The sequence below is a fragment of the Variovorax sp. Soil_C_19 genome (assembly GCF_057657255.1).
This window is the reverse complement of sequence record NZ_JBDGIV010000004.1, coordinates 46080-68517: the sequence shown is the minus strand read 5'-3', so window position 1 is coordinate 68517 and position 22438 is coordinate 46080. Positions and strand designations below refer to the sequence as shown.

12 protein-coding genes and 1 tRNA gene are annotated in these 22438 nt (G+C 69.5%); 7 read left to right on the top strand and 6 right to left on the bottom strand.

Annotated elements, in window-relative coordinates; translation table 11 throughout:
* Positions 1-46: 46 nt before the first annotated feature.
* The 3 genes from AC3A6R_RS10090 to alaS form a co-directional block, all read right to left on the bottom strand.
* Positions 47-646 carry a biliverdin-producing heme oxygenase gene (locus tag AC3A6R_RS10090; RefSeq protein WP_487861530.1) on the bottom strand — a complete coding sequence of 200 codons (600 nt, stop codon included), beginning with the start codon at positions 644-646 and terminating at the stop codon, positions 47-49.
* 106 nt (positions 647-752) lie between these two features.
* On the bottom strand, positions 753-1775 hold the full coding sequence (locus AC3A6R_RS10085) for a 2-dehydropantoate 2-reductase (RefSeq protein ID WP_487861531.1): 1023 nt from the start codon (positions 1773-1775) through the stop codon (positions 753-755).
* A 30-nt stretch (positions 1776-1805) separates the two neighbouring features.
* Positions 1806-4430 (bottom strand): alanine--tRNA ligase, encoded by a 2625-nt coding sequence (gene alaS, locus AC3A6R_RS10080; protein ID WP_487861532.1) that lies wholly within the window; start codon positions 4428-4430, stop codon positions 1806-1808.
* A 245-nt stretch (positions 4431-4675) separates the two neighbouring features.
* Between alaS and AC3A6R_RS10075 the strand changes: the two genes are divergently transcribed.
* The 3 genes from AC3A6R_RS10075 to AC3A6R_RS10065 all read left to right on the top strand — a co-directional run bounded on the left by AC3A6R_RS10075 (position 4676) and on the right by AC3A6R_RS10065 (position 6585).
* Complete coding sequence (locus AC3A6R_RS10075; protein WP_487861658.1) at positions 4676-5569, top strand: arginase family protein; 894 nt, start codon at positions 4676-4678, stop codon at positions 5567-5569.
* Positions 5570-5807: 238 nt separating this feature from the next.
* On the top strand, positions 5808-6083 hold the full coding sequence (locus AC3A6R_RS10070) for a hypothetical protein (protein WP_487861533.1): 276 nt from the start codon (positions 5808-5810) through the stop codon (positions 6081-6083).
* 103 nt (positions 6084-6186) lie between these two features.
* On the top strand, positions 6187-6585 hold the full coding sequence (locus tag AC3A6R_RS10065; RefSeq protein ID WP_487861534.1) for a hypothetical protein: 399 nt from the start codon (positions 6187-6189) through the stop codon (positions 6583-6585).
* A gap of 11 nt (positions 6586-6596) precedes the next feature.
* Here the strand turns inward: AC3A6R_RS10065 and AC3A6R_RS10060 are convergent, their stop codons facing one another.
* Positions 6597-6836 carry a hypothetical protein gene (locus AC3A6R_RS10060; RefSeq protein WP_487861535.1) on the bottom strand — a complete coding sequence of 80 codons (240 nt, stop codon included), beginning with the start codon at positions 6834-6836 and terminating at the stop codon, positions 6597-6599.
* 172 nt (positions 6837-7008) lie between these two features.
* Between AC3A6R_RS10060 and AC3A6R_RS10055 the strand changes: the two genes are divergently transcribed.
* Together AC3A6R_RS10055 and AC3A6R_RS10050 are read left to right on the top strand one after the other, a co-directional pair.
* Positions 7009-7082, top strand: a tRNA-Gly gene (locus AC3A6R_RS10055).
* 211 nt (positions 7083-7293) lie between these two features.
* The gene (locus tag AC3A6R_RS10050; RefSeq protein WP_487861536.1) at positions 7294-7713 is read left to right on the top strand and encodes a GFA family protein; all 420 of its coding nucleotides are present in this window, start codon (positions 7294-7296) and stop codon (positions 7711-7713) included.
* 27 nt (positions 7714-7740) lie between these two features.
* Here AC3A6R_RS10050 and AC3A6R_RS10045 read toward each other — a convergent pair whose 3' ends face one another.
* Together AC3A6R_RS10045 and AC3A6R_RS10040 are read right to left on the bottom strand one after the other, a co-directional pair.
* Entirely contained in the window at positions 7741-8508 is a 768-nt protein-coding gene (locus tag AC3A6R_RS10045) for a TIGR04325 family methyltransferase (protein WP_487861537.1), read from the bottom strand.
* A gap of 51 nt (positions 8509-8559) precedes the next feature.
* Positions 8560-9447 (bottom strand): class I SAM-dependent methyltransferase, encoded by an 888-nt coding sequence (locus AC3A6R_RS10040; RefSeq protein WP_487861538.1) that lies wholly within the window; start codon positions 9445-9447, stop codon positions 8560-8562.
* 650 nt (positions 9448-10097) lie between these two features.
* On the opposite strand from AC3A6R_RS10040, the gene AC3A6R_RS10035 reads away from it, so the two are divergent.
* Together AC3A6R_RS10035 and AC3A6R_RS10030 are read left to right on the top strand one after the other, a co-directional pair.
* Positions 10098-17453 carry a hybrid non-ribosomal peptide synthetase/type I polyketide synthase gene (locus AC3A6R_RS10035; RefSeq protein ID WP_487864388.1) on the top strand — a complete coding sequence of 2452 codons (7356 nt, stop codon included), beginning with the start codon at positions 10098-10100 and terminating at the stop codon, positions 17451-17453.
* Positions 17450-22438: an amino acid adenylation domain-containing protein gene (locus AC3A6R_RS10030; RefSeq protein WP_487861540.1), complete on the top strand. Its 4989-nt coding sequence runs from the start codon at positions 17450-17452 to the stop codon at positions 22436-22438. The genes AC3A6R_RS10035 and AC3A6R_RS10030 overlap by 4 nt, the downstream gene beginning before the upstream one ends.

Genomic DNA, 22438 nt, shown 5'->3' with positions numbered 1-22438 from the left:
GCTGGGATCATGCCTTGGCGTTCTCGTCGGGCTCGTCGGCCGTTTCCTACAGGCCGAAGCGCGGCATGAGGCTTCGGAAGCCGGCCACGGCGCCACGGCGCGCGGCATCGGCCGCGGACTGATCGACCAACGCGGCACCGAGCTGGGCCACGAAGTCCTTCCATTGCGCCGCCAGGCCGCAGGCTGCATCGACCGGCTGGAAGTAGCGCATCGGATGCGGCGCGAACCGCGGTGCGAGCCGCTTGTGCATGGCCGCGCCGCCGAGCTGCGAGCCTTCGAGCACATAGGCCAGGCCCCAGGCGAAGGCGGGTTCGCGTGCGGCCTCCTGCGCCAGCGCGGCGCGGTCATCGGGCCCGCCGTGCGTAACATACGTGCCGCCGATGTCGTCGAGATCGAGCGCCAGGACCGCGAGCCGCTGGTCGGTGCGCGCGGCCACGCGGTCGAGGCCTGCGATGCCGGGCGCTGCGAGCGCCTCGCGCACCGCCTGCAGCCAGGGACGCAGCGCGCGCAGATGCGCCGCATAGTCGGCGAGCGTGGCCTCCTCGCGTGCGATCGGCAGCTGGCTGTCGAGCGTCTCGTGCAGTTCGTGGGTGGCGTCGCGCAGCGGGCGCAGCACGTCGGCAAGGGCGGGCGGGTTGGTCGTCATGAGGCGAAGGCAACGGAGGTGGTGCCGAGCCTACGCGAATCAATGTTGAGCAGAGTGGGCACGCTTCCTCTGCATTAGTAGGAAATCTGGCCAACACGCGGAGAGCCTACAAACCCAGTGCGTCCTGCAACTGGCGCGCGCTCCAGCGTTTCGGCTGCTGCGGCCAGGCTTCGAGCAGCGCGACCATGCGCGCATTGCGCGGCGCGCTCAGGCCCTGCGCCAGTGCGAGCCGCACCACCTCGCCGCTGAGCGCATCGATCTCGGTGCGGCGGCCCAGCGCGAGGTCGTCGGCCATGCTCGAGCGCGCCTTGGCGTCGATGCGCAGCATGCGGGCCGCAACGATGCGGAACACCCAGTCGGGCAGGCGCAGCAACATCGGCAGCCGCTCGGCCGGCACGGCCGCCACCTGCGCGGGCGCGATGCCCGCGGCGCCGAGCACGCCGAGCGCCTCGTCGATCAGCGACGCGAAGCAGCGGCGGTAGCCGCGCAGCATCAGCTCCTCGCGCAGCGGCAGTCCCGAGAGTGCATTGACCGGGTTGTTGAGGTTGAGCATGAGCTTGCCCCACTGCACCGGCAGCAGGTCGGCCACCAGATCGAGCGGCACGCCGGCGCGCTCGAACACCGGCAGCCAGGGCCGCAGCGTCGCGTCGTCCTCGGCCGCCAGCCGGCCTGGCGTGCCGCGGTGGAACGCGCCGGGGCCGATCTCGGCCACGTTGTAGGGCACCATGCCGGCGCGCACGTTGAGCGAGGGGCCGACCAGCGATGCCTCGGCGCAGTTCGAGATGCCGTTCTGCAGCGAGACCACGGTGGTTCCCGCGGGCAGCGAGAACGCGAGCTCCCCGGCGGCCGCGGCCGTGGCGCCGCTTTTCACGCACAGCAGCACCAGCGCCGGCCGTGCGCCCACGGGCACCTGCCCGCATAACCGCAGCGATGCGGCCGGCAGCCGCCGCGGCGCGCCGCCATCGACATCGGTCAGCGTGAGGCCATGCGCGGCAAGCTGGTCGAGCACGCGCGGACGGCCGACGAAGGTGACCGGCACCCCCGCCGCCGCAAGGCTGCCGCCGATGAAGCAGCCGATCGTGCCGGCGCCCATCACGAGCACTTCACCTGGGACGGGGCCGCCTTGCATGAAGTGCTTGTTGCTGCTGCTGCTGCGGCCTCAGGTGCGTTCGGCGACCCAGGCCTGCACCGATTGCAGCGCGGCTGCAAGCCCCGCTGCATTCGTGCCGCCGGCCATGGCCATGTCGGCCTTGCCGCCGCCCTTGCCGCCGACCTGCTGGGCCACGAAGTTGACCAGCTCGCCGGCCTTGACCTTGCCGGTGCTGTCGGCCGTGACGCCGGCCGCGATCTGCACCTTGTCGCCGTCGACGGCGGCCAGCACGATCGCGGCGGTCTTGAGCTTGTCCTTGAGCTTGTCCATGGTGTCGCGCAGCGTCTTGGCGTCGGCGCCGTCGAGCTTGGCGGCCAGCACCTTGATGCCGTTGACGTCGACCGCCTGCGCCACGAGCTCGTCGCCCTTCGACGAAGCGAGCTTGCCCTTGAGCGCGCCCACTTCGCGTTCGAGCGCCCTCACCTGCTCGAGCACCTGCGCGAGCCGGCCCTGCAGCTCGGCCGGCGGCGACTTGAGCGTGGCGGCCACGCTCTGCACCGTGGCCTCGAGCGACTGCGTGTAGGCGAGCGCGTTGGCGCCGGTGATCGCCTCGATGCGGCGCACGCCGGCGGCCACGCCGCCTTCGCTCACGATCTTGAACAGGCCGATGTCGCCCGTGCGGCCCACGTGCGTGCCGCCGCAGAGCTCGCGGCTCGAGCCGATGTCGAGCACGCGCACGGTCTCGCCGTACTTCTCGCCGAACAGCATCATCGCGCCGGTCTTCTGCGCCGCTTCCATGTCCATCACGCGCGCCTGGGTCTCGGTGTTGGCCAGGATCTCGGCGTTGACGCGCTGCTCGATCTCGAGGATCTGCGCGTGCGTGACGGCCGCGTTGTGCGCGAAGTCGAACCGGGTCTTGTCGGCATCGACCAGCGAGCCCTTCTGCTGCACGTGCGTGCCCAGCACCTCGCGCAGCGCCTTGTGCATCAGGTGCGTGACCGAGTGGTTGCGCATGGTGGCGGCGCGGCGCGCGGTGTCGACCGCGGCCCGCACCGCGTCGCCGACCTTGAGCGTGCCCTGCGTCTGCGTGCCGTGGTGGCCGAACACGTCGGCCTTGATCTTCTGCGTGTCGTCCACGCCGAACTGCACGCCCTCGGCCACGAGCACGCCCTGGTCGCCGACCTGGCCGCCGCTTTCCGAATAGAACGGCGTGGTGTCGAGCACCACGATGCCGGCCTGGCCCTCTTTCAGTTCCTGCACCGGGGCGCCTTCGAAGTACAGCGCCACGACCTTGGCGTTTTCTTCCAGGCTTTGGTAGCCCGTGAAGACGTTGCCGGCGCCGCCGTATTCGACGTTGCGGTCCATCTTGAACTTGCCTGCGGCGCGGCCTGCGGCCTTCTGCTTTTCCATGGCCGCGTTGAAGCCGGCCTCGTCCACGCTCACGCCGCGCTCGCGGCACACGTCGGCCGACAGGTCGAGCGGAAAGCCGTAGGTGTCGTGCAGCTTGAAGGCCACCTCGCCCGGCAGCGTCTTCGCATCGCCAGCGAGCGCCGCGTCGAGGATCTCCATGCCGTTGGCAAGCGTCTCGAAGAAGCGCTCTTCCTCGGCCTTGAGCGTGTCGGTGATGCGCTTCTCGTCGGCCACGAGCTTGGGGTACGCGTCGCCCATGAGCCTGGCCAGGTCGGCCACCAGCTTGTGGAAGAACGGCTTCTTCTGCCCGAGCTTGTAGCCGTGGCGGATCGCGCGCCGGATGATGCGGCGCTGCACGTAGCCGCGGCCCTCGTTCGACGGGATCACGCCGTCGGCCACCAGGAACGATGTGGCGCGGATGTGGTCGGCAATCACCCTGAGCGAGTTGTTGGCGAGGTCTTGCTCGCCGGTCTCGCGTGCGGCCGCCTTGATGAGCGCATCGAAGATGTCGATCTCGTAGTTGCTGTGCACGTGCTGCAGGATCGCGGCCAGGCGCTCAAGGCCCATGCCGGTGTCGACGCAGGGCGCGGGCAGCTTCTTCACGGAGCCGTCGGGCTGCATGTCGAACTGCATGAACACGTTGTTCCAGATCTCGATGTAGCGGTCGCCGTCTTCATCCGGGCTGCCGGGCGGGCCGCCGGGAATCTCGGGGCCGTGGTCGTAGAAGATCTCGGAGCACGGGCCGCACGGGCCGGTGTCGGCCATCATCCAGAAGTTGTCGGACATGTAGCGTCCGCCCTTGTTGTCGCCGATGCGCACCACGCGCTCGGGCGGCAGGCCGATTTCCTTGGTCCAGATGTCGTAGGCCTCGTCGTCCTCGATGTAGACCGTGGCCCAGAGCTTTTCGGCCGGCAGCTTGTAGACCTGCGTCAGCAGCTCGAACGCCCACTTGAGCGAATCGCGCTTGAAGTAGTCGCCGAAGCTCCAGTTGCCCAGCATCTCGAAGAAGGTGTGGTGGCGCGCGGTGTAGCCCACGTTCTCGAGGTCGTTGTGCTTGCCGCCGGCGCGCAGGCAGGCCTGGACCGAGGCCGCGCGCACGTAGGGGCGCTTGTCTTCGCCGAGGAACACGTCCTTGAACTGAACCATGCCCGAGTTCGTGAACATGAGCGTCGGGTCGTTGCCCGGCACCAGCGAGCTCGAAGGCACCACCGTGTGGCCCTTGGAGGCGAAGAAATCGAGAAAGGTCTTGCGGATGTCCGCGACCGTGATTGTGGGCTGGCTCATCTTTGGGTTCGTCGTCTTCCGTCGGGGCGGCGCGGCGATGGCGACCCCGTGTCGAACCCACTGCGGCGAACCGGCCCGGCTGCTTGATTTGCTGGACCGGCGATTATAGGTTTGGCCACTGTCCCCGGCAGGCGCGCGCAGAGCAGCCTCGCGGACGACAGGTCGAAGCGTTTCGCCCTGGGCCGGATGGTCACAGAATGGTTGCAGTGACTTGTTCCGCAAGGCAGCCGCCAACGGAGGTGCTCATGCCGATCCTTTCCTTTGCGATTCTCGAAGCCCCTTCCACGCTGGGGCTGGCGACGAACGGCGTGGAACGCCTGCCCGACCGGCTCCTGGGGCACGACCTTGCAAGGCGCATCGGTGCGCGCCGCGCCGGGCGGCTGGCGGTGCCACCGAAGCACCCTGTGCCCGACCAAGAGACCGGCATCCTCAATGCCCCAGCCATCGCGGCATGGTCGCCCGTGCTCGCCGACGCGGTGAAAGCGGTGCTCGACGCGGGCGAATTCCCGGTCGTGCTGGGCGGCGATTGCACGATCCTGCTGGGCTCGATGCTCGCGTTTCGGCGGCGCGGCCGATATGGGCTTTTCTTCATCGACGGCAACGCCGACTTCTTCCAGCCCGAGGCGGAACCGAATGGCGAAGGCGCCTCGATGGACCTTGCGCTCGTCACCGGCCACGGCCCGCCGCAACTGACCGGCCTCGAAGGCCGCGGTCCTCTGGTCCGTCCCGAAGACGCCGTGGCCTTCGCGTACCGCGATCACGAGGACCAGGCAGCGTACGGAAGCCAGCCACTCCCCGAGGCGCTCAAGGCGATAGACCTTCCCGCCGTGCGTGCGATGGGCATCGAGGCTGCTGCACGCGAAGCGGTCGCGCACCTGACGCGAGAGGAACTGGACGGCTTCTTCATCCATCTCGACGCCGATTGCCTCGAAGACGCGATCATGCCGGCCGTCGATTTCCGCGTGCCGGGCGGGTTGTCCTGGAAGGAGCTGGAGACCGCGCTTCGGGTTGCCCTGGCGAGCGGCAAGGCCGCCGGCATCGAGATCACCATCTACAACCCGCGCCTCGATGCGGACGGCAGCGCCGGCCGCGGCCTCGCCGACGTGCTGGCCGCTGCGCTTGGCACGGCAGCGCCCTGAACACAGCGGCGGAACCAAACGCGCCCGGCTTCGTCCTATCCATTCCCGGCTGACATCGAGTCGATCAAGGAGCGTGCATGGCGGGTCATGAGGCGGCACACTGGCAGGTCGAGGACCTGGACTTCTCCCGCTGCGCGATCTTGCGAACCGGATCGCGGGCGACGAGGTCAGCCACTACAAGCATTTCGACCGCTTCTTCCGCCGCTACCGCGCGCAGGAAGGGCTCGGCCGGCTCCGCGTGCTGCGCACCATCGGCCGCCGCACCCTCGAGCTCAAGAGCGAGGACGCCGACTGTGCCGTGCGCCATGCGGCGCGCGCGCGGGCGCCCGAGCGTGCGGGCGACGCCGCCTACATCGAGCGGCTCAGCCGGCGCATGAACCGCAGCATCCGCACCCACCTGAGCGCGGGCGCGACGCTCAAGATGCTGATGCGCCCGCTCGAACTTCCAGCCCGCGTGCAGACAGTGGTCCAGTACCCGATCAGGCAGCTCATGACGCATGTGTTCCTTCGCTGACGCGCACCCGCCATGCCGTTCTCTGCTGCGCTTTCTCCCCTGGAATACCCACCGGACACCGGTCAATTTACGTATACTTTTGGACTATATATTGGGAACTGCCATGCCTGACTTCATCCCGCGCAACGCCAGCCTGGAATGGGCGTCGATGTTCGCCGCCGAATGGACGCGCCTGGCTGGCGGGCGCGCCGACCACGAGTTCCTGATCGACCAGGGCCTGACGCTCGTGCGCGTGGTGGGCGACCGCTCGCCGGCCGAGGTGGCCCGCCTGCACTTCGAGAACACGCCCGAACCCGAGCAGCTCGCACGCAACTTCGAGGCCGACTTCACCGCGCTGGCGGCCGAGCTCGGCATCATCCACGCCGGCGAGCCGCTCGACCAGGCGCACATCGACTTCGCGCACGGCGTGGCCGAGTTGTGCGCGACGATGGGCGACGCCTATGGGGAGACGGCGCATGGGCCGGCGGGACGGCATTGGCGGGCTGTGCATGGGCCGGTTTGAGGGCCGACGGCTCAGCAACGCTCAGCGCTTGGTGTGCACGGCGCACGCATCAGATCGAACCAGCCCAGGGGCGTGATCCGCCGCACGACGGCGAGCCTCGGAGGCATGCCGCCAGCGGCGGGCGAATGCTCGAGGGAACCATCGATGAGGCCTGCAGAAAGCAACTCGGCGACGCAAGCGATATCTGCGGGGTCCTGGATCCGCAGCGGAAATTCGGCGCGCTGGATTTTTTGCAGGTAGTCGGACGGCATCGCCAGACGATACGCAATCTGCTCGCTGCGCCGGGGCCGCTTTGTTAACAGTCTTGGCCGTACCGCGCAATTTTTCACGAGTTCTCGAACAGAAGCAGCCTTGGCCGCGGGGTCCGAATGCGGCGAGGGCGGTCGGTATGTCCGAGGAGACACGTTAGAATCCGCGCCTGCTGCGGGTGTAGTTCAATGGTAGAACGGCAGCTTCCCAAGCTTCATACGAGGGTTCGATTCCCTTCACCCGCTCCATTCAGTCCGCCCGCTGGCGACTGAACCGGATCAGCGCCCGCGCGCCATTCGATCCTCCACCGCCCGCATCCACTCGCGCCTGACGTCGCCCCATTCGCGACGGTCTTGTTACTCCCCCTTTGCGCCTCGCTCCAACTAGATTGCGCATTACCGCCCGGCGATCAACGCGCCGGACATCGACGCAATGAACGAGCTGAAAAGGAAACAAGCCATGCCCTCCCCCTACACCGGCGGCTGCGCCTGCGGCGCGATCCGCTACGAGATCACCGGCGAGCCGATCTTTCAGAACGACTGCCAGTGCCTCGACTGCCAGCACATGAGCGGCAGCGGCCACAACTCGTACCTCTCGTTCGACCGCGCAAGCGCCAGCCTCAGCGGCGAAGCGACGCTGTGGGATGCGGTGGCCGACAGCGGCAACGTGAAGACGCGCGCGTTCTGCCCGACCTGCGGCTCGCCCGTGTATGTGACCTTCGCGGCCATGCCGGGCAACATCGCCGTGCATGCGGCGAGCCTCGACGATCCCTCGCGCTATCGGCCGCAGGTGGTCACCTACGCGGTGCGCGGGCACGCATGGGATTTTCTCGATCCGGCGCTGCCGAAGATCGAACGCATGCCGCAGCCGACTGCCTGAGCCGCCCCGCTACGGCGCTGGCGGGCTTCAACCCGCCAGGTCGAAGCAACAGCCCGCGTAGTACGGCTTGTCGCCACCCTCGACGAAAGGCACCTCGATGGGCTTGCCCTCGTTGCGCCAGGCGTCGCGGCGCTTGTAGCCCGCCTGGCGCAGTTCGGCCCAGAGTTCCTCGTCGTGCTGGATGCGGTACGGGCACACCGCGAAGCCGATGCTGTTGAGCGTGTAGATCGTGCGCTCGGGATGGACCGCGGTGGTGTTCATCACGATGCGCTTCGGCTTGCTCTCGAGCGCGCCGAGGATCTCGCCGATGCCGATCGGCAGGTACTGCAGGCTGCCCGACACGTACAGCACGTCGCAGCCGCTCGCCTCGCGGTAGTCGGTGGTGAAGTCCAGTTGCGCGGTGGCCTCGCGCCGCACTGCGAGCTCGCGGCCGGTCTGCACCACGCCTGGCACGTCGCACACGGTCCAGTGCAGGCCGCCGGGGTACGGCAGCACGCGCTTGAAGGCGTAGTACTTGATGCCGACGTGGCCGCCCAGATCAAACACGCGCCGCATGCCCGCATCGACCGAACGCGAGAGCCAGAACAGGCCGGGATAGTCCCAGAAGTAGATCTGGTGGCTGTACACCTCCCAGGCGGCCTCGGCGTTGTCGTAGCCCACCGGCTTCGACTCGGGCGCACCGGCCTCGGCATCGGCAAAGCTATCGAACGAGCCCATGAAGAGGTTCTCGTCCTGGTTGTCCAGGAACTTGCGCCGGTAGGCGCTGGGGGTCATCGGCTGCAGGTTGGCGAGCATCTTGTTTTCTCCTTCGGCGGTCTGTTTATTCGTTCATTGGCTCATTGCGGTTCACCCGGGCGATGGCGCCTGCGCCTCACCGCGCCGCGTGGCCACGCACATCAGCGACAGCGCACTGGTCGCCGCTGAAGGCTGGCGTCCCGACAGCACATTGCCGATGCGGTACTTCAATTGCGCCGGGCCAACCACGCCACTCAGCGCCTCGGCGCCGACCTGGTGGTTGTGTGCATAGACGCGCACGTCGAAATCGAGCGGCTCGAGCGTGGAGCGGAAGAACTCGTGCGTGACGCCGTCGCCGGGCTGGTGATGCACCTCGGTGCGCAGCCCCCACGACTGCTGGCTGCCGGTCTTGTGAAAGCCGTGCCGCGTGGCGCGGTAAACCCACAGCCGCGCATCCCACATCAGCTTCGCCAGACCCTTGTAATCCCATGCGCTGAGCTGCGGATCGTGATCGGTCACGAGCACGCCATTCGGCTTGACGAGCCGCGCGGCTTCGCGCAGCACGGCGGCCATGTCGTCGCAGTGGTGCAGCGACGCATTGATGGCCACGATATCGGCCACTTGCGAGCGAAATGGCGTGTGCGCGGCATCGGCGAGCACCGCGGTATAGCCCAATTTGGACGCCAATTCCAATGAGCCGGGCGCCACGTCGACACCGACCAGCAGGCGTGGTTTTCCACCCAGCGTCGCAAAAATATTGCCCGGCCCACAGCCGAGATCGATCACGACCTTGTCGGTCCAGTCGCCCGCCGCTGCGAGCCATCGGCTCCTGAAATGTGCGTCGCGGTGGCAGAAATCCAGGTACTCCTGGGCCCATTCCAGGTTCCCAAAATACGTGGCATTGGCATGTATCGCCTCGCTCTGTCGGGTTGACCCCCATTCGAAGTACGTTCCGAAGTGCTTCAGTCTCACATCAGGCAATAGGATTTCGCCAAACATTTTGATTCCTTCGAAAGAGGGACGGCAATGGCAACAATTTCGCAAGAATTACATGCCTTCGAAGTTTTAGCGGGTGATTTTTGATCCGGTTACAAGCCCGTCAAATTAAAAACAGCGGCGTCCTACCCAGAACCCCCTAGACCCAAAGTTCTCGTCCTTGCCGGTGTCGCGCCAGAGCCACTGCGCACAGGAGCCAGGCCGTGCAGCCCGCCGGAGCACGCCACGGCTCACCCCGACGCGCGCGCGTTGTACGCCAGTTCCGCGTGGCCGAGGCAGGCTCTTTGTCATGGGTACCAGCGCAATCGGCGGGACGCTTGTCTCCCCTCAAAAGGGGGCGCAGCGCCCATGCAGGAACAGCCTGTGATTTCTACATTGGACCCAGGCGATCCGTTGGGACCCCCTTTTTTTTCAGGTACCGCAGTGCGTGAGGTTGGCGATGGCTACCCCGTTCAGGCGATATCCGGTAGTACTCCTTTGTAACGTTCGATTCGACACTGTAACTTGGCGAACATGCGCACCCACCCCGCGGGGCAAAACCCATAGGATCGCCAACCCAAATATGACCAAACGTACTACCCGCCCTTCCCGCTCATCAATAGCGCTTTCCTGACCGCGTTATTGGTACCCATTTTCCGATCCAGGCCTTCTTCATGAAACTCCAGAATGCTTCCCGGGCTCAAATCGAAATCCACCCGCTTTCATTGGGTGACCTCTTCGTTTCCCCCCTCAATAGGAAGCTTTCAGAGGACCGCGTCGAAAGCGCATTGGCGCTCGCGGGAGATGGCGCACATCCGGGATTGCAACAGCGTGTAGCCGCCGGACACACGCTCGATACGCCCCTTGCCGCGGCCTGGCTGCTGCTGCAGGCACGCTGGCTCGGCGCAGAGCGGCCGGTGCTGCACGAAATGCTCCCGGGCGCGGAAGCGGCCGCAGGCCTCGCCACCGCCGAGGCGGCGTTCGATCCAGCCCAGCCCGCGGGCAGCTGGCTCGCTGCAATCGATCGGCAGCGGCGCGAGCCGGGCGTGGCAAGCGCGCCAGCCTCGCCGCCCACCGCGCTCTGGGTTCGTGGCCGCCCCGACCAATCCTGTGCCCAGGTACCGCTCTCGCTCTGGCTCGACGCCGAGGCCGAGCCGCCATGCCTTCGCCTCGATGCGGCCGCAGGCCTGCTCGACGCGGCATCGGCCACGCAATTGCTCGCCGCCATCGCACACACCGCCGACAAATTGCTCGCGCGTCCCGACGCGCCCCTTGGCGACATCGATACCCTGCCTCCCGCCGACCGCGAGCAGCAGTTGCGCACCTGGAACACCGCCCCCGCGCCGCTCGATCCGCGCCTCACCGTGGCGACCCGTTTCGCGCGCCAGGCCGCGGCCACGCCAGACGCGGTGGCGCTGGCGCAGGGCGACGAGCGCATGAGCTATGCCGAACTCGCCCGGCGCTCGGACCGGCTCGCACATCGCCTGCAGCACCTGGGCGTGCAGGCGGGCGACAGCGTCGGGCTGCTGCTCGACCGCTCGATCGCGGCGGTGGTGGCGCAGCTCGGCATCCTCAAGGCCGGCGCGGCCTACGTGCCGGTCTCGCCGGACTTCCCGCTCGAACGCATCGCGCACATGCTCGACGAGGCCGGCGCGCGGCTGGTGCTGATCGGAGCGCCGGACTGGCGCCACCTGGTGCCCGCCACCAACGCCGTGCTGACCTTCGACGGCAGCGAGGGCACCGACGCCGCCGAAGGCCTCGCCCCGTGGAAGACGCCCGCGATCGACGGCGAATCGATCGCCTACGTCATGTACACCTCGGGCTCCACCGGCACGCCCAAGGGCACCGAGATCGGCCACCGCGCTATCCTGCGCCTGGTCGTCGGTGCGGACTATGCCGAGCTGGCGCCGGGCCGCGCGGTTCTGCATGCCGCGCCGCTCGCCTTCGATGCGGCCACCTTCGAGATCTGGGGCCCGCTGCTCAACGGCGGCTGCTGCGTGGTGCACGGCGAGCGCGTGCCCACGGGTGCCGGCCTCGCGCAGACCATCGCGGCACACGGCATCCACACCGCCTGGCTGACGGCGGCGCTCTTCAACGCGGTGATCGACGAAGACCCGGCGCATCTCGCGGGCCTCTCGCACCTGCTCACGGGCGGCGAAGCGCTGTCGGTGCCGCATGTGCGGCGCGCGCTCGCGGCGCTCCCGGGCCTGGTGCTCAGCAACGGCTACGGGCCCACCGAATGCACCACCTTCGCGGCCACGCACCGCATTCCGGCGGCGCTGCCGAGCGACCTTCGCTCGGTGCCGCTCGGCCGCCCGATCACCGACACGGTGCTGCGCGTGCTGAGCCCGTCGATGGCGCTGCTACCGGCCGGCTTCGTGGGCGAGCTCTGCATCGGCGGCCACGGCCTGGCGCGCGGCTACCTCGGGCAGCCCGCGCTGACGCAGGAGCGCTTCGTGCCCGACCCATTCGGCGCGCCCGGCGAGCGCCTCTACCGCACCGGCGACCTCGCGCGCTGGCTGCCCGACGGCACGCTCGAATTCATCGGCCGGCGCGACGGGCAGGTCAAGATCCACGGCCACCGCATCGAGCTCGGTGAGGTCGAGACGGCGATCCTCTCGCATCCCGCCATCCAGAGCTGCGCGGTCGTCGCGCGGCCCGATGCCCAAGGTCAGCTGCGCCTCGTGGCCTACCTGGTCGCGCGCTCGCAGCGGCTGTCGTGGGAGGCACTGCGAGCCCACCTCGCTGCACGCCTGCCGGCGGCGCTGCTGCCCTCGGCCCAGGTCTGGCTCGCGCAGCTGCCGGTCACGCCCAACGGCAAGCTGGACCGCAAGGCGCTGCCCGAACCCGCGGTCGAGCGGCCCGAACTCGCGCAGCCCTTCGAAGAAGCGCGCAGCGCCGCCGAGCAGCGCGTGTGCGATGCCTTCGCGCATGCCCTGCACATCGACAAGGTCGGCCGCAACGACAACTTCTTCGACCTCGGCGGCGACTCGGTGCGGGTGCTGCAGGTGTTGGCCGAGCTGCAGCGCGAAGGCGGGCTCAGGCTGTCGACCAACCTTTTCTTCCGCCATCCCACGCCGGGCGCGATCGCGGCCGAGCTCGAGGCTCCAGCGGCCGAGGCGCAGGCCCTGGTACCCGCCACGCCAGCCCCGGCCGCAGCCCCCGCCGGGATGACCGACGCCATCGCACTCATCGGCACCGCCGGCCGCTTTCCCGGTGCGGCGGACGTCGAGCAGTTCTGGGACAACCTCGTCGCGGGCCGCGACACCATCAGCTTCTTCGACGACGAGACGCTCGATGCGGGCGTGAGCGAGGCGCTGCGGCGCGACCCGGCCTATGTGCGGGCGCGCGGCGTGATCGAGGGCATCGAGAACTTCGACGCCGCCTTCTTCGGCATCGGCCCGAAGGAAGCCGCGCTGATGGACCCGCAGCAGCGCGTGTTCCTCGAGATCTGCTGGGAATGCCTCGAGCGCGCAGGCTATGTGCCCGACGACGCGCCCGGCCCGGTGGGTGTGTACGCGGGCATGTACAACGCCAGCTACTTCCAGCGCCACGTCGCCACCCGGCCCGACCTGGTCGAGGCGGTCGGCGAGTTCCAGGTGATGCTGGCCAACGAGAAGGACTACATCACCACGCGGGTCGCCAACCGGCTCAACCTCACCGGCCCGGCGGTCAGCATCCACACCGCGTGCTCCACCTCGCTGGTGGCGGTGGCGCAGGCCTTCCAGGCGCTGCGCACCGGCCAGTGCTACATGGCGCTCGCGGGCGGCGCGTCGGTCACCTGCCCGCCGCGCAGCGGCTACCTCTACAACGAGGGCTCGATGCTCTCGCCCGACGGCCACACGCGCAGCTTCGACGCGAAGGCGCAGGGCACCGTCTTCAGCGACGGCGCCGCGGTGGTGCTGCTCAAGCGCCTGGCCGATGCGCAAGCCGACGGCGACACGGTCTATGCGGTGCTGCGCAGCGCCTGCGTCAACAACGACGGCGGCGCCAAGGCCAGCTTCACCGCGCCCAGCGTCGACGGGCAGGCGGCGGTGATCCGCGCCGCGCTCGCGGCGGCCGAGGTCGACGCGCGCAGCATCTCGTACGTCGAGGCGCACGGCACCGCCACGCCGATGGGCGACCCGGTCGAGGTCGAGGCGCTCACCTGCGCCTATGCCGAGCACACCGATGCGCTCGGCTACTGCACGCTCGGCTCGCTCAAGAGCAACGTCGGCCACATGGTCACGGCCGCGGGCGCCGCCGGCCTGATCAAGACCGCGCTCGCGCTGCACCACGAGCTGATACCGCCGACCGCGCACTACAGCGAACCCAACCCGGCCATCGACTTCGCGCGCACGCCGTTCCACGTCACGCCGAGCCTGCAGCGCTGGCCGCGCACGGCGGGCCAGCCGCGGCGCGCCGGCGTCAGCGCCTTCGGCGTGGGCGGCACCAATGCGCACGTCGTCGTCGAGGAAGCACCCCCGCGCCCCGCCTCGGGCGCCGCGCGCGGTGCCCAGGTTCTGCCGCTCTCGGCGCGCTCGGAAGCCGCGCTCGCCGTGGCCACCGAGCAGCTCGCGGCGCACCTCGAGGCCACGCCCGGCTTGCCGCTGGCCGACGTGGCCTACACGCTCGGCGTCGGCCGCAAGGCCCATGCCTTTCGCCGTGCAGTCGTCGCGCACGACACGACCGAGGCCATCGCCGCGCTGCGCGCCGACGGCAGCCCCTGGCGGGCCAGCGGCCGGGTTGACGCGCGCGCGCCGCAGCCGGTGCTGCTGTTCCCGGGCCAGGGCGCGCAGTACGTCGGCATGGGCCGCGTGCTGCATGCGAACGACCCGGTGTTCGCCGCCGCCTTCGACACCTGCCTGAAGGCCTTCGCCGGCGTGCTCGACGTCGACCTGCGCGAGCGCATCTTCTGCGGCGATGCCGATGCGCTGCGGCCGACGTCGGTCACGCAGCCCGCCCTCTTCGCCATCGAGTACGCGCTGGCGCGCCGCCTGCTCTCGCTGGGCGCACGGCCGCATGCGTTGATCGGCCACAGCGTGGGCGAGTTCGTCGCCGCCGTGATCGCCGGCGTGATGCGGCTCGAAGATGCGGCACGGCTCGTGGCCCGCCGCGGCGCGCTGATGCAGGCGCAGCCCCCGGGCGCGATGCTCTCGGTGCGCCTGGGCGCCGCCGAACTCACGCGCCGGCTCGGCCCCGTGCTTTCGCTCGCGGCGGTCAACGGACCGACGGCCTGCGTCGCGGCCGGGCCTTCCGAGGCCATCGAGACGCTGCGCCTCTCGCTGCAGGAAGAAGACATCGGGAGCCGCCTGCTGCAAACCTCTCACGCCTTCCATTCATCGATGATGGACGCCGCCGTGGCCCCGTTCGAGGCGCTGGTGCGCGACGTGGCGCTGCAACCGCCCACGCTCCCGATCTACTCGACGCTCACGGGCCGCCGCCTCGAAGACGCCGAGGCCACCAGCCCCGCCTACTGGGCACGCCACCTGCGCGGCACCGTGCAGTTCTCGCCCGCGGTGCAGAGCGCCATGGCCGATGCGGCGCGGCCGCTCTTCATCGAGGTCGGCCCGCGCAACACGCTCGCCACGCTGGCGCGCCAGCACGGCGCCCGCGAGGCGATGTCGCTGCTGCACGGCGAGCCGGCCGACGAGTGCCGCACGCTGCGGCTCGCGCTGGCGCGGCTGTGGACCTGCGGCACCGAGCTCGAAGTGTCGCGGCTCGCCGTGCGCGCCGGCGCACAGCGCGTGCGCCTTCCCACCTATCCCTTCGAACGCAAGCGTTTCTGGGTCGACATCGCAACCACCGCAGCGAATGCGGTGGCCGCGCCGGCCGCTGCACCGCCTGCGCTTGCCTCCCCCCTCTTTTCCTCCGCCCCACCCACCTTGTTCCAGGAGCCGAACGTGACCGCTGCTGCGTCCCCGCCACCCATCACCCCTGCCTCAGCGCCCTCGCAGGCGCTCGCCGCATCCATCGATGCGCGCCTGCGCGCGCTGTTCGAAGACATCTCGGGCGTCGACATGGCCCAGGCCGAAGGCCAGGCTGCCTTTGGTGAACTCGGCCTCGACTCGCTGACGCTGACCCAGGTCGCGACGCAGATCAAGAAGCACTTCAAGGTCGGCGTGAGTTTTCGCCAGCTCATGGAGAACTACCGCAGCTTCGACACGCTCGCCGCGTTCCTGCGCCAGAGCCTGCCGGTCGAGGCCGTGCCCGTGGTGGCTGCCCCCGCCCCGGCCGCGGCCTCTGCGCTCGCCGCGCCCCTGCCGCCGGCCACGCCGCCAGCCCAGGCGATCGACCTGGCGGCCGGCTCGCCGATCGCGCAACTGGTCGCGCAGCAGATGGAACTGATGCGCCAGCAGCTCGCGCTGCTGTCGGGCGCAGGTGCGGTGTCGGCCGTGGCCGCCGCGGCCATGCCGGTCGAAGCCGCGCAAGCGCACGCGCCAGCCGCCGCCGACGAAGCCCCGTCCGCGCCCCCGAAGGAAGCGCAGCGCTACGACGTCGCCAAGGCCTTCGGCGCCATCGCGCGCATCCACACGCAGCGCACCGCCGAGCCGAGCGGCCGCCAGAAGGCGCGGCTCGCGGCCTTCGTGCGGCGCTACGTGGCGCGCACGCAGAAGAGCAAGGCGTTCACCGAGACCCACCGCCCCCACATGGCCGATCCGCGCGTGGTCAACGGCTTCCGCCCGATGACCAAGGAGATCACCTACCAGATCGTGGTCGAGCGCTCCAAGGGCTCGAAGCTCTGGGACATCGACGGCAACGAATACGTCGACGTGCTCAACGGCTTCGGCATGAACATGTTCGGCTGGCAGCCCGACTTCGTGCTCGAGGCGGTGCGCCGCCAGCTCGACGCCGGCTACGAGATCGGGCCGCAGCATCCGCTTGCGGCCGAGGTCACGGCGCTCGTCTGCGAACTCACGGGCAATGACCGCGCCGCGCTCTGCAACACCGGCTCCGAGGCGGTGATGGCGGCGCTGCGCATCGCGCGCACCGTCACCGGGCGCAGCAGCGTGGTCGTGTTCACCGGCTCGTACCACGGCACCTTCGACGAAGTGCTGGTGCGCGCCGGCAAGGGCCACAAGGGTCTGTCGGCCGCACCCGGCGTGATGAGCGGCATGTTCGGCGACGTCCGCGTGCTCGACTACGGCTCCGACGAGGCGCTGGCCTTCATCCGCGAGAACGCCGACGACCTTGCCGCGGTGCTGGTCGAGCCGGTGCAGAGCCGCCGGCCCGACTTCCAGCCACGCGAGTTCCTGCAGCAGGTGCGCGCCATCACCGCGCAGCACGGCGCCTGCCTGATCTTCGACGAGGTCATCACCGGCTTTCGCGTTGGCCTGGGTGGCGCGCAGGAACTGTTCGGCGTGCGCGCCGACCTTGCGACCTACGGCAAGGTCATCGGCGGCGGCATGCCGGTGGGCGTGATCGCGGGCAAGCGCAGCTTCATGGACGCGCTCGACGGCGGGGCCTGGGCGTACGGCGACGACTCGATCCCCGGCGTGGGCGTGACCTACTTCGCCGGCACCTTCGTGCGGCACCCGCTCGCACTCGCCGCCTCCAAGGCCGCGCTGCTGCACCTGAAGGAATGCGGCCCCGCGCTGCAATCCGCGCTGACCACCAACACCGCCGCCATGGCCGACGAGCTCACCGCCTGGTGCGCCGAGGTGGGCGCGCCCATCGCGCTGCGGCATTTCGCGTCGCTCTGGCGCGTGAGCTGGCTCGAGGAGCATCCGCTGCAGGACCTGCTCTTCGCCATGATGCGCAGCCGCGGCGTGCACATCCTCGACAACTTCCCGTGCTTCCTCACCAGCGCGCACAGCGCCGAGGACATCGCGCTGATCCAGCGCGCCTTCAAGGAATCGGTGGCCGAGATGCAGGAGTCCGGCTTCCTGCCGCGCCGCGCCAGCGTCGTGACGGGCTTCGACTACCGCAAGGCGCAAGACGAAGACGGTTCCGTCCTGGCCCGCGACGTCGATGGTCAGCCCTTCTGGTATGTGCCCGACGCCGCCGGCGCCGGCAGCAACTCCCTCCTCCATGGAAAGGCCGCAGCATGAATGCCGTTCTCCGTCCCACCGCCGCCAGCAGCTTCGTCGAATGCGTGATTCCCACGACGGAATCGCAGCGCGAAGTCTGGCTCGGTGCCACCATGAGCACCGAAGCCTCGCTCGCCTACAACGAATCGGTGCTGCTGCGCCTTCGCGGCGCGCTCGACGGCGACGCCATGGCCTGCGCGATCGAACGCCTGGTCGAGCGCCATCAATCGCTGCGCGCCACCATCTCGCCCGACGGCAGCTGCATGCTCGTGGGCCAGCGCGGCGAGACCTGGCTCGTCCGGCACGACCTGAGCGGCCTGCCGCCCGAGGCCCGCACCGAAGCGCTGCAGGCCGCACACGAGGAAGCCGTCTGCACGCCCTTCCTGCTCGAGCAAGGTCCGCTGTTCCGCGCCGCGCTGTACCGGCTCGGCGAGACCGAGCATGAGCTCGTCATGTCGGCGCACCACGTCGTCTGCGACGGCTGGTCGTGGATGGTCATCGCCGAGCAGCTCGGCCAGCTCTATGCCGAGCAGACTGGCAACGGCCCGCCGCTCAAGGCCGCGCCGAGCTATTCCGATTTCGCCGCCCGTGAAGCCGCCGAGGCCGCGCACCCCGACATGCAGCCGCACGTGGACTACTGGCTCGAGCGCTTCTCTGGCAGCACGCTGCCGGTGCTCGAACTGCCGGTCGACCGCCCGCGTCCCGCCGTGCGCACCTTTGCGTCGCGGCGCGCCGAACGCCTGCTCGACCGCAAGCTGGTCGCGGGCGTGCGCTCGATGAGCGCGAAGGCCGGTGCGAGCCTGTTCGCCGGCCTGCTCGGCGGCTTCGCGGCGACGCTGTACCGCCTCACCGCGCAAGACGACCTCGTGATCGGCATCCCGGCCTCGGGCCAGGTGGCACGCGATATGCCGGGGCTGGTGGGCCACTGCGTCAACCTGCTGCCGCTCAGGCTCAGCGCCCACGGGCAGTTGCGCTTCGATGCGCTCGTGGGCGACTGCAGCACCACCGTGCTCGACGCCTTCGACCACCAGGCGCTCACCTATGGCGCGCTGCTCGGCAAGCTGTCGCTGCAGCGCGATGCCAGCCGCTTGCCGCTGGTGAGCGTGGCCTTCAACGTCGACCCCGACGTGGCGGGCGGCACCCAGGCCTTCCAGGATCTCGAGGTCGTGCAGGACACCATCGCGCGCCGCTACGAGAACTTCGAGCTGTTCCTCAACCTGCGCCCGATCGACGGCGGGCTGATGGTCGAGGCTCAGTACAACGCCGACCTGTTCGACGATGCCAGCATCGCGCGCTGGCTCGACATGTACGAGTGCCTGCTGCGCTCGGCCGTGTGCAACCCCGCCGAAACCATCGGCCGGCTCGATGTGCTGTCGCCCGAAGCGACCCAGGCGCTGCTCGCGCTGCAGCCCTTGCCCGTCGAACTGGCACTTCCACCGCATGCGCTCGCGGGCTTTCTCGCGCGCGTGCCGCAGCAGCCCCACAGCCCGGCCGTGCGCGACGGTGCGCGCGTCTGCAGCTATGCCGAACTCGATGCGCAGTCGAACCGGCTCGCCCGCGCGCTGCGTGCGCGCGGCGTCGGCCGCGGCCGGCGCGTGGGCCTGTGCGTCGAGCGCAGCCTCGAGATGATGATCGCTCTGGTGGCCGTGCTCAAGGCCGGTGCTGCCTACGTGCCGCTCGATCCCGCCTTTCCGCAGGCGCGGCTCGACCACTATGCGCAGGACGCAGGCCTCTGCTTGCTGCTGACCACGTCTGACCTGCCCATGGCACCGCGCGGTTCGGGCGCCCCGGTGTTCGAGTTCGACCGCGACGACGCCTGGCAGCAGGAATCCGGCGCGCCGCTCGAACCCAGCGACCAGGACGCCGGCCCCGACGATGGCGTCTACGTGATCTACACCTCGGGTTCCACCGGCCTGCCCAAGGGCGTGAGCGCCCGGCACTTGTCGGTCGCCGTGCTGCTGCAGTGGATGCATCGCCGCTCGGCCTTGTCGAGCGCCGACCGCATCGCGGCGGTGACCACGCTGTCGTTCGACATGGCGGTGCCCGACCTGCTGCTGCCGCTCGCGGCTGGCGCCGAGATCGTGATGGTGCAGCGCGAGCTCGCGATGGACGGCGTGCGCCTGTCCAGGTTGCTGCAGGACGAAGGCATCACCTTCCTGCAGGCGACGCCCGGCATGTGGCAGCTGCTGGTCGATGCGCAGTGGCCCGGCGCGCCCGGCTTCCGCGGCTGGATGGGCGGCGAGGCCCTGCGGCCGAGTTTTGCGCTCGCGCTCTGCGAGCGGATCGACGAGCTCTGGAACGGCTACGGCCCGACCGAGACCACGGTCTACTCCACCGCCTGGCGCGTGGATCCCGAGGTGGTCGCGGCGCGCGGCGTCTCGATCGGCCTTCCGGTGGACAACACCGAAATCTGGATCCTCGACGAAGCGATGCAGCCCTGCCCGATCGGCGTGCCGGGCGAGATCTGCATCGCGGGCGACGGCCTGGCTCATGGCTACATCGAGCGCCCCGAACTCACGGCCGAACGCTTCGTGAACGTGCGCATCCTCGGCCATGCCAAGACGGTGTACCGCAGCGGCGACCGCGGCCGCTGGCGCAACGACGGGCTGATCGAACACCTCGGCCGGCTCGACTTCCAGCTCAAGGTGCGCGGCTACCGCATCGAGCCGGGCGAGATCGAGGCGCGCTGCGTCGAGGTGCCGGGCGTCTCGCGCGCGGTGGTGGTGGCGCGCGAGGACAGCCCCGGCGATGTGCGGCTGGTGGCCTACCTGGCGCTCACGCCGGGCGTCGACTTCGGCCTCGACGCGCTGATGCTGAACCTGCGTGAAAACCTGCCGGCCTTCATGCTGCCGCAGCACGTGGTGGCGCTCAAGTCGCTGCCCACGCTGCCCAACGGCAAGGTCGACCGCGTGGCGCTGCCGGCGCCGCAGGCGGCTGCGCGCGAAGAGGTGCGGCGCGGCGCCGGCCCGCGCAACGACTGCGAGCGCAAGGTGCTCGAGACGATGGAGAAGGTGCTGAGCCTGCCCGGCCTCGACATGCAGGACGACTTCTTCACCATGGGCGGCCATTCGCTGCTGGCGTCGCGCCTGACGACGCTGCTGGGCCGCGAGTTCCAGGTCACGCTGCCGCTGCGCGCGCTGTTCGAGGCGCCCACGGCCGAACGGCTGGCCGTGGTGATCGCCGGGCTGCAGCGCGCCGGTGCCGGCACCCAGGCGCCACTGCCCTGCCGGCCCGAGCGCGCCACGGCGCCGCTGACGGCGGCGCAGGAGCGCATCCTCTTCATGGAAGACCTGCACCCGGGCCGCTCGCTCTACAACGCGCCCTCGGCACAGCGCCTGACCGGCAACTTCGATGCCGCGCGCTTCGACGCCGCCTTCAAGGAGATCATCCGCCGCCAGCCCGCGCTGCGCACGCGCATGGGCACCGATCCGGACACCGGCCGGCCGGTGCAGCTGATCGCCGAATCGGTCGACTTCACGCTGCCCGTGATCGACCTGCGCAAGCTGCCGGCCGACCAGCGCGAGGCCGAACTCGCCGAGCTCATGCAGGAGATCGCCGACGAGCCGATCGACATCCACCGCGCGCCGATGATGCATGCGGCGGTGTTCCAGCTCGACGAGCACGAGCACGTGTTCCTGTTCGTGCCGCACCACCTGGTCTGGGACGGCTGGTCCTTCGACCTGCTGCAGCGCGAGTTGTCGGCGATCTACGACGCGGCCGAACGCGGGCGCACGCACACCCTGCCCGCGCTCGCCACCACGCACGGCGACTATGCCGAGTGGCTCGCCGGCTGGATGAAGGAGCCGGCCTTCCAGCCGCAGCTCGACTTCTGGCTCGATCGCTTCGCCAAGGCACCGATGCCGCGCCTGCCGCGCACCGACATGCCGCGCCGCGCGGGCAAGAGCGGCCAGGGCGGTGCACAGTGGATCCGCGTCGACCTCGCGGTCACGCAGCAGCTGCGCAAGATAGCGCGCGACATGGACGTGACGCTCAGCATGCTGACGTTCGGCATCTACGCGCTCACCATGAGCCGCGTCATCGGCTCGGAGACCGTCGTCATCGCCAACCCGGTGCGCGGCCGCCAGCAGCCCGAGACCGAGGATGTGATGGGCTTCTTCAACAACGTGCTGCCGGTGTCGCTCACGGTCGATGCAGCGGCTTCATTGCCCGAGTTCATGCGCTACGTGAAGGGCGAGCTGCTGGCGCTGATGAACTACCAGCAGGTGCCCTTCGAGCGCCTCATGGCCGAGCCCGTGCTCGCCAGCCGCATCCGCTCGGTCGGCCCCTACCAGGCAATGTTCTCGTTCCAGGATGCACGCGACCGCGCACGCCGGCTCGGCAGCCTGCAGACCCGGCAGCTGCACCTTATGCAGCGCGGTGCCACCGACGACATCGGCGTGTGGCTCATGGACAAGCCGCACGGGCTCGAGGGCGCGCTGATCTACAACGCAGACATCTACCTGCGCGAGACCGGTGCGCAGCTGCGCGACCGCTACCTCGAGGTGCTGCACCGCGTGGTCGAACAGCCCGCGGCGACGCTCGCCACGTTGGCGGCCGAAGAAGGCTCGCCCAGCGCGCTGTACCTGCGCCGGCTCGCGGCTGCCGAACCGACGAAGACGCTGGTGTCCGAGGGCGCCGCGCCCGGTACCAAGGTCGAGGAGATCCTGCTGAACCCCGAGCACGCCAAGCTCGCGCAGATCTGGGCCTCGGTGATCGGCATCGACGTGAACGACATCCGGCCCACCGACAACTTCTTCGATCTCGGCGGCGACTCGCTGCTGGTGCTGCGCGCCATCGAGCAGGCCGAGCGCACGCTCGGCTACCACGTGGCCTCGCGCCGCTACCTGTTCGAGAACCTGGGCCAGATCGCGGCCACGGCGCATGCGGGACTCGACGAAGCCGACAGCGCCGAGACGCTGCGCGTGCCGCTCGCACAACTCAAGAGCGCCGCGCGCAGCGAAGGCTTGCTGAGCCGCGCATTCGGCGGCTGGCTGCGCAGGGAGTGA

Coding starts and splice junctions, on each gene's coding strand:
- AC3A6R_RS10090 (WP_487861530.1), bottom strand. CDS start 646: ATGACGACCAACCCGCCCGCCCTTGCCGACGTGCTGCGCCCGCTGCGC.
- AC3A6R_RS10045 (WP_487861537.1), bottom strand. CDS start 8,508: ATGCTCGCCAACCTGCAGCCGATGACCCCCAGCGCCTACCGGCGCAAG.
- AC3A6R_RS10075 (WP_487861658.1), top strand. CDS start 4,676: ATGCCGATCCTTTCCTTTGCGATTCTCGAAGCCCCTTCCACGCTGGGG.
- AC3A6R_RS10030 (WP_487861540.1), top strand. CDS start 17,450: ATGAATGCCGTTCTCCGTCCCACCGCCGCCAGCAGCTTCGTCGAATGC.
- AC3A6R_RS10035 (WP_487864388.1), top strand. CDS start 10,098: ATGAAACTCCAGAATGCTTCCCGGGCTCAAATCGAAATCCACCCGCTT.
- AC3A6R_RS10065 (WP_487861534.1), top strand. CDS start 6,187: ATGCCTGACTTCATCCCGCGCAACGCCAGCCTGGAATGGGCGTCGATG.
- AC3A6R_RS10060 (WP_487861535.1), bottom strand. CDS start 6,836: ATGCCGTCCGACTACCTGCAAAAAATCCAGCGCGCCGAATTTCCGCTG.
- AC3A6R_RS10050 (WP_487861536.1), top strand. CDS start 7,294: ATGCCCTCCCCCTACACCGGCGGCTGCGCCTGCGGCGCGATCCGCTAC.
- alaS (WP_487861532.1), bottom strand. CDS start 4,430: ATGAGCCAGCCCACAATCACGGTCGCGGACATCCGCAAGACCTTTCTC.
- AC3A6R_RS10085 (WP_487861531.1), bottom strand. CDS start 1,775: ATGCAAGGCGGCCCCGTCCCAGGTGAAGTGCTCGTGATGGGCGCCGGC.
- AC3A6R_RS10040 (WP_487861538.1), bottom strand. CDS start 9,447: ATGTTTGGCGAAATCCTATTGCCTGATGTGAGACTGAAGCACTTCGGA.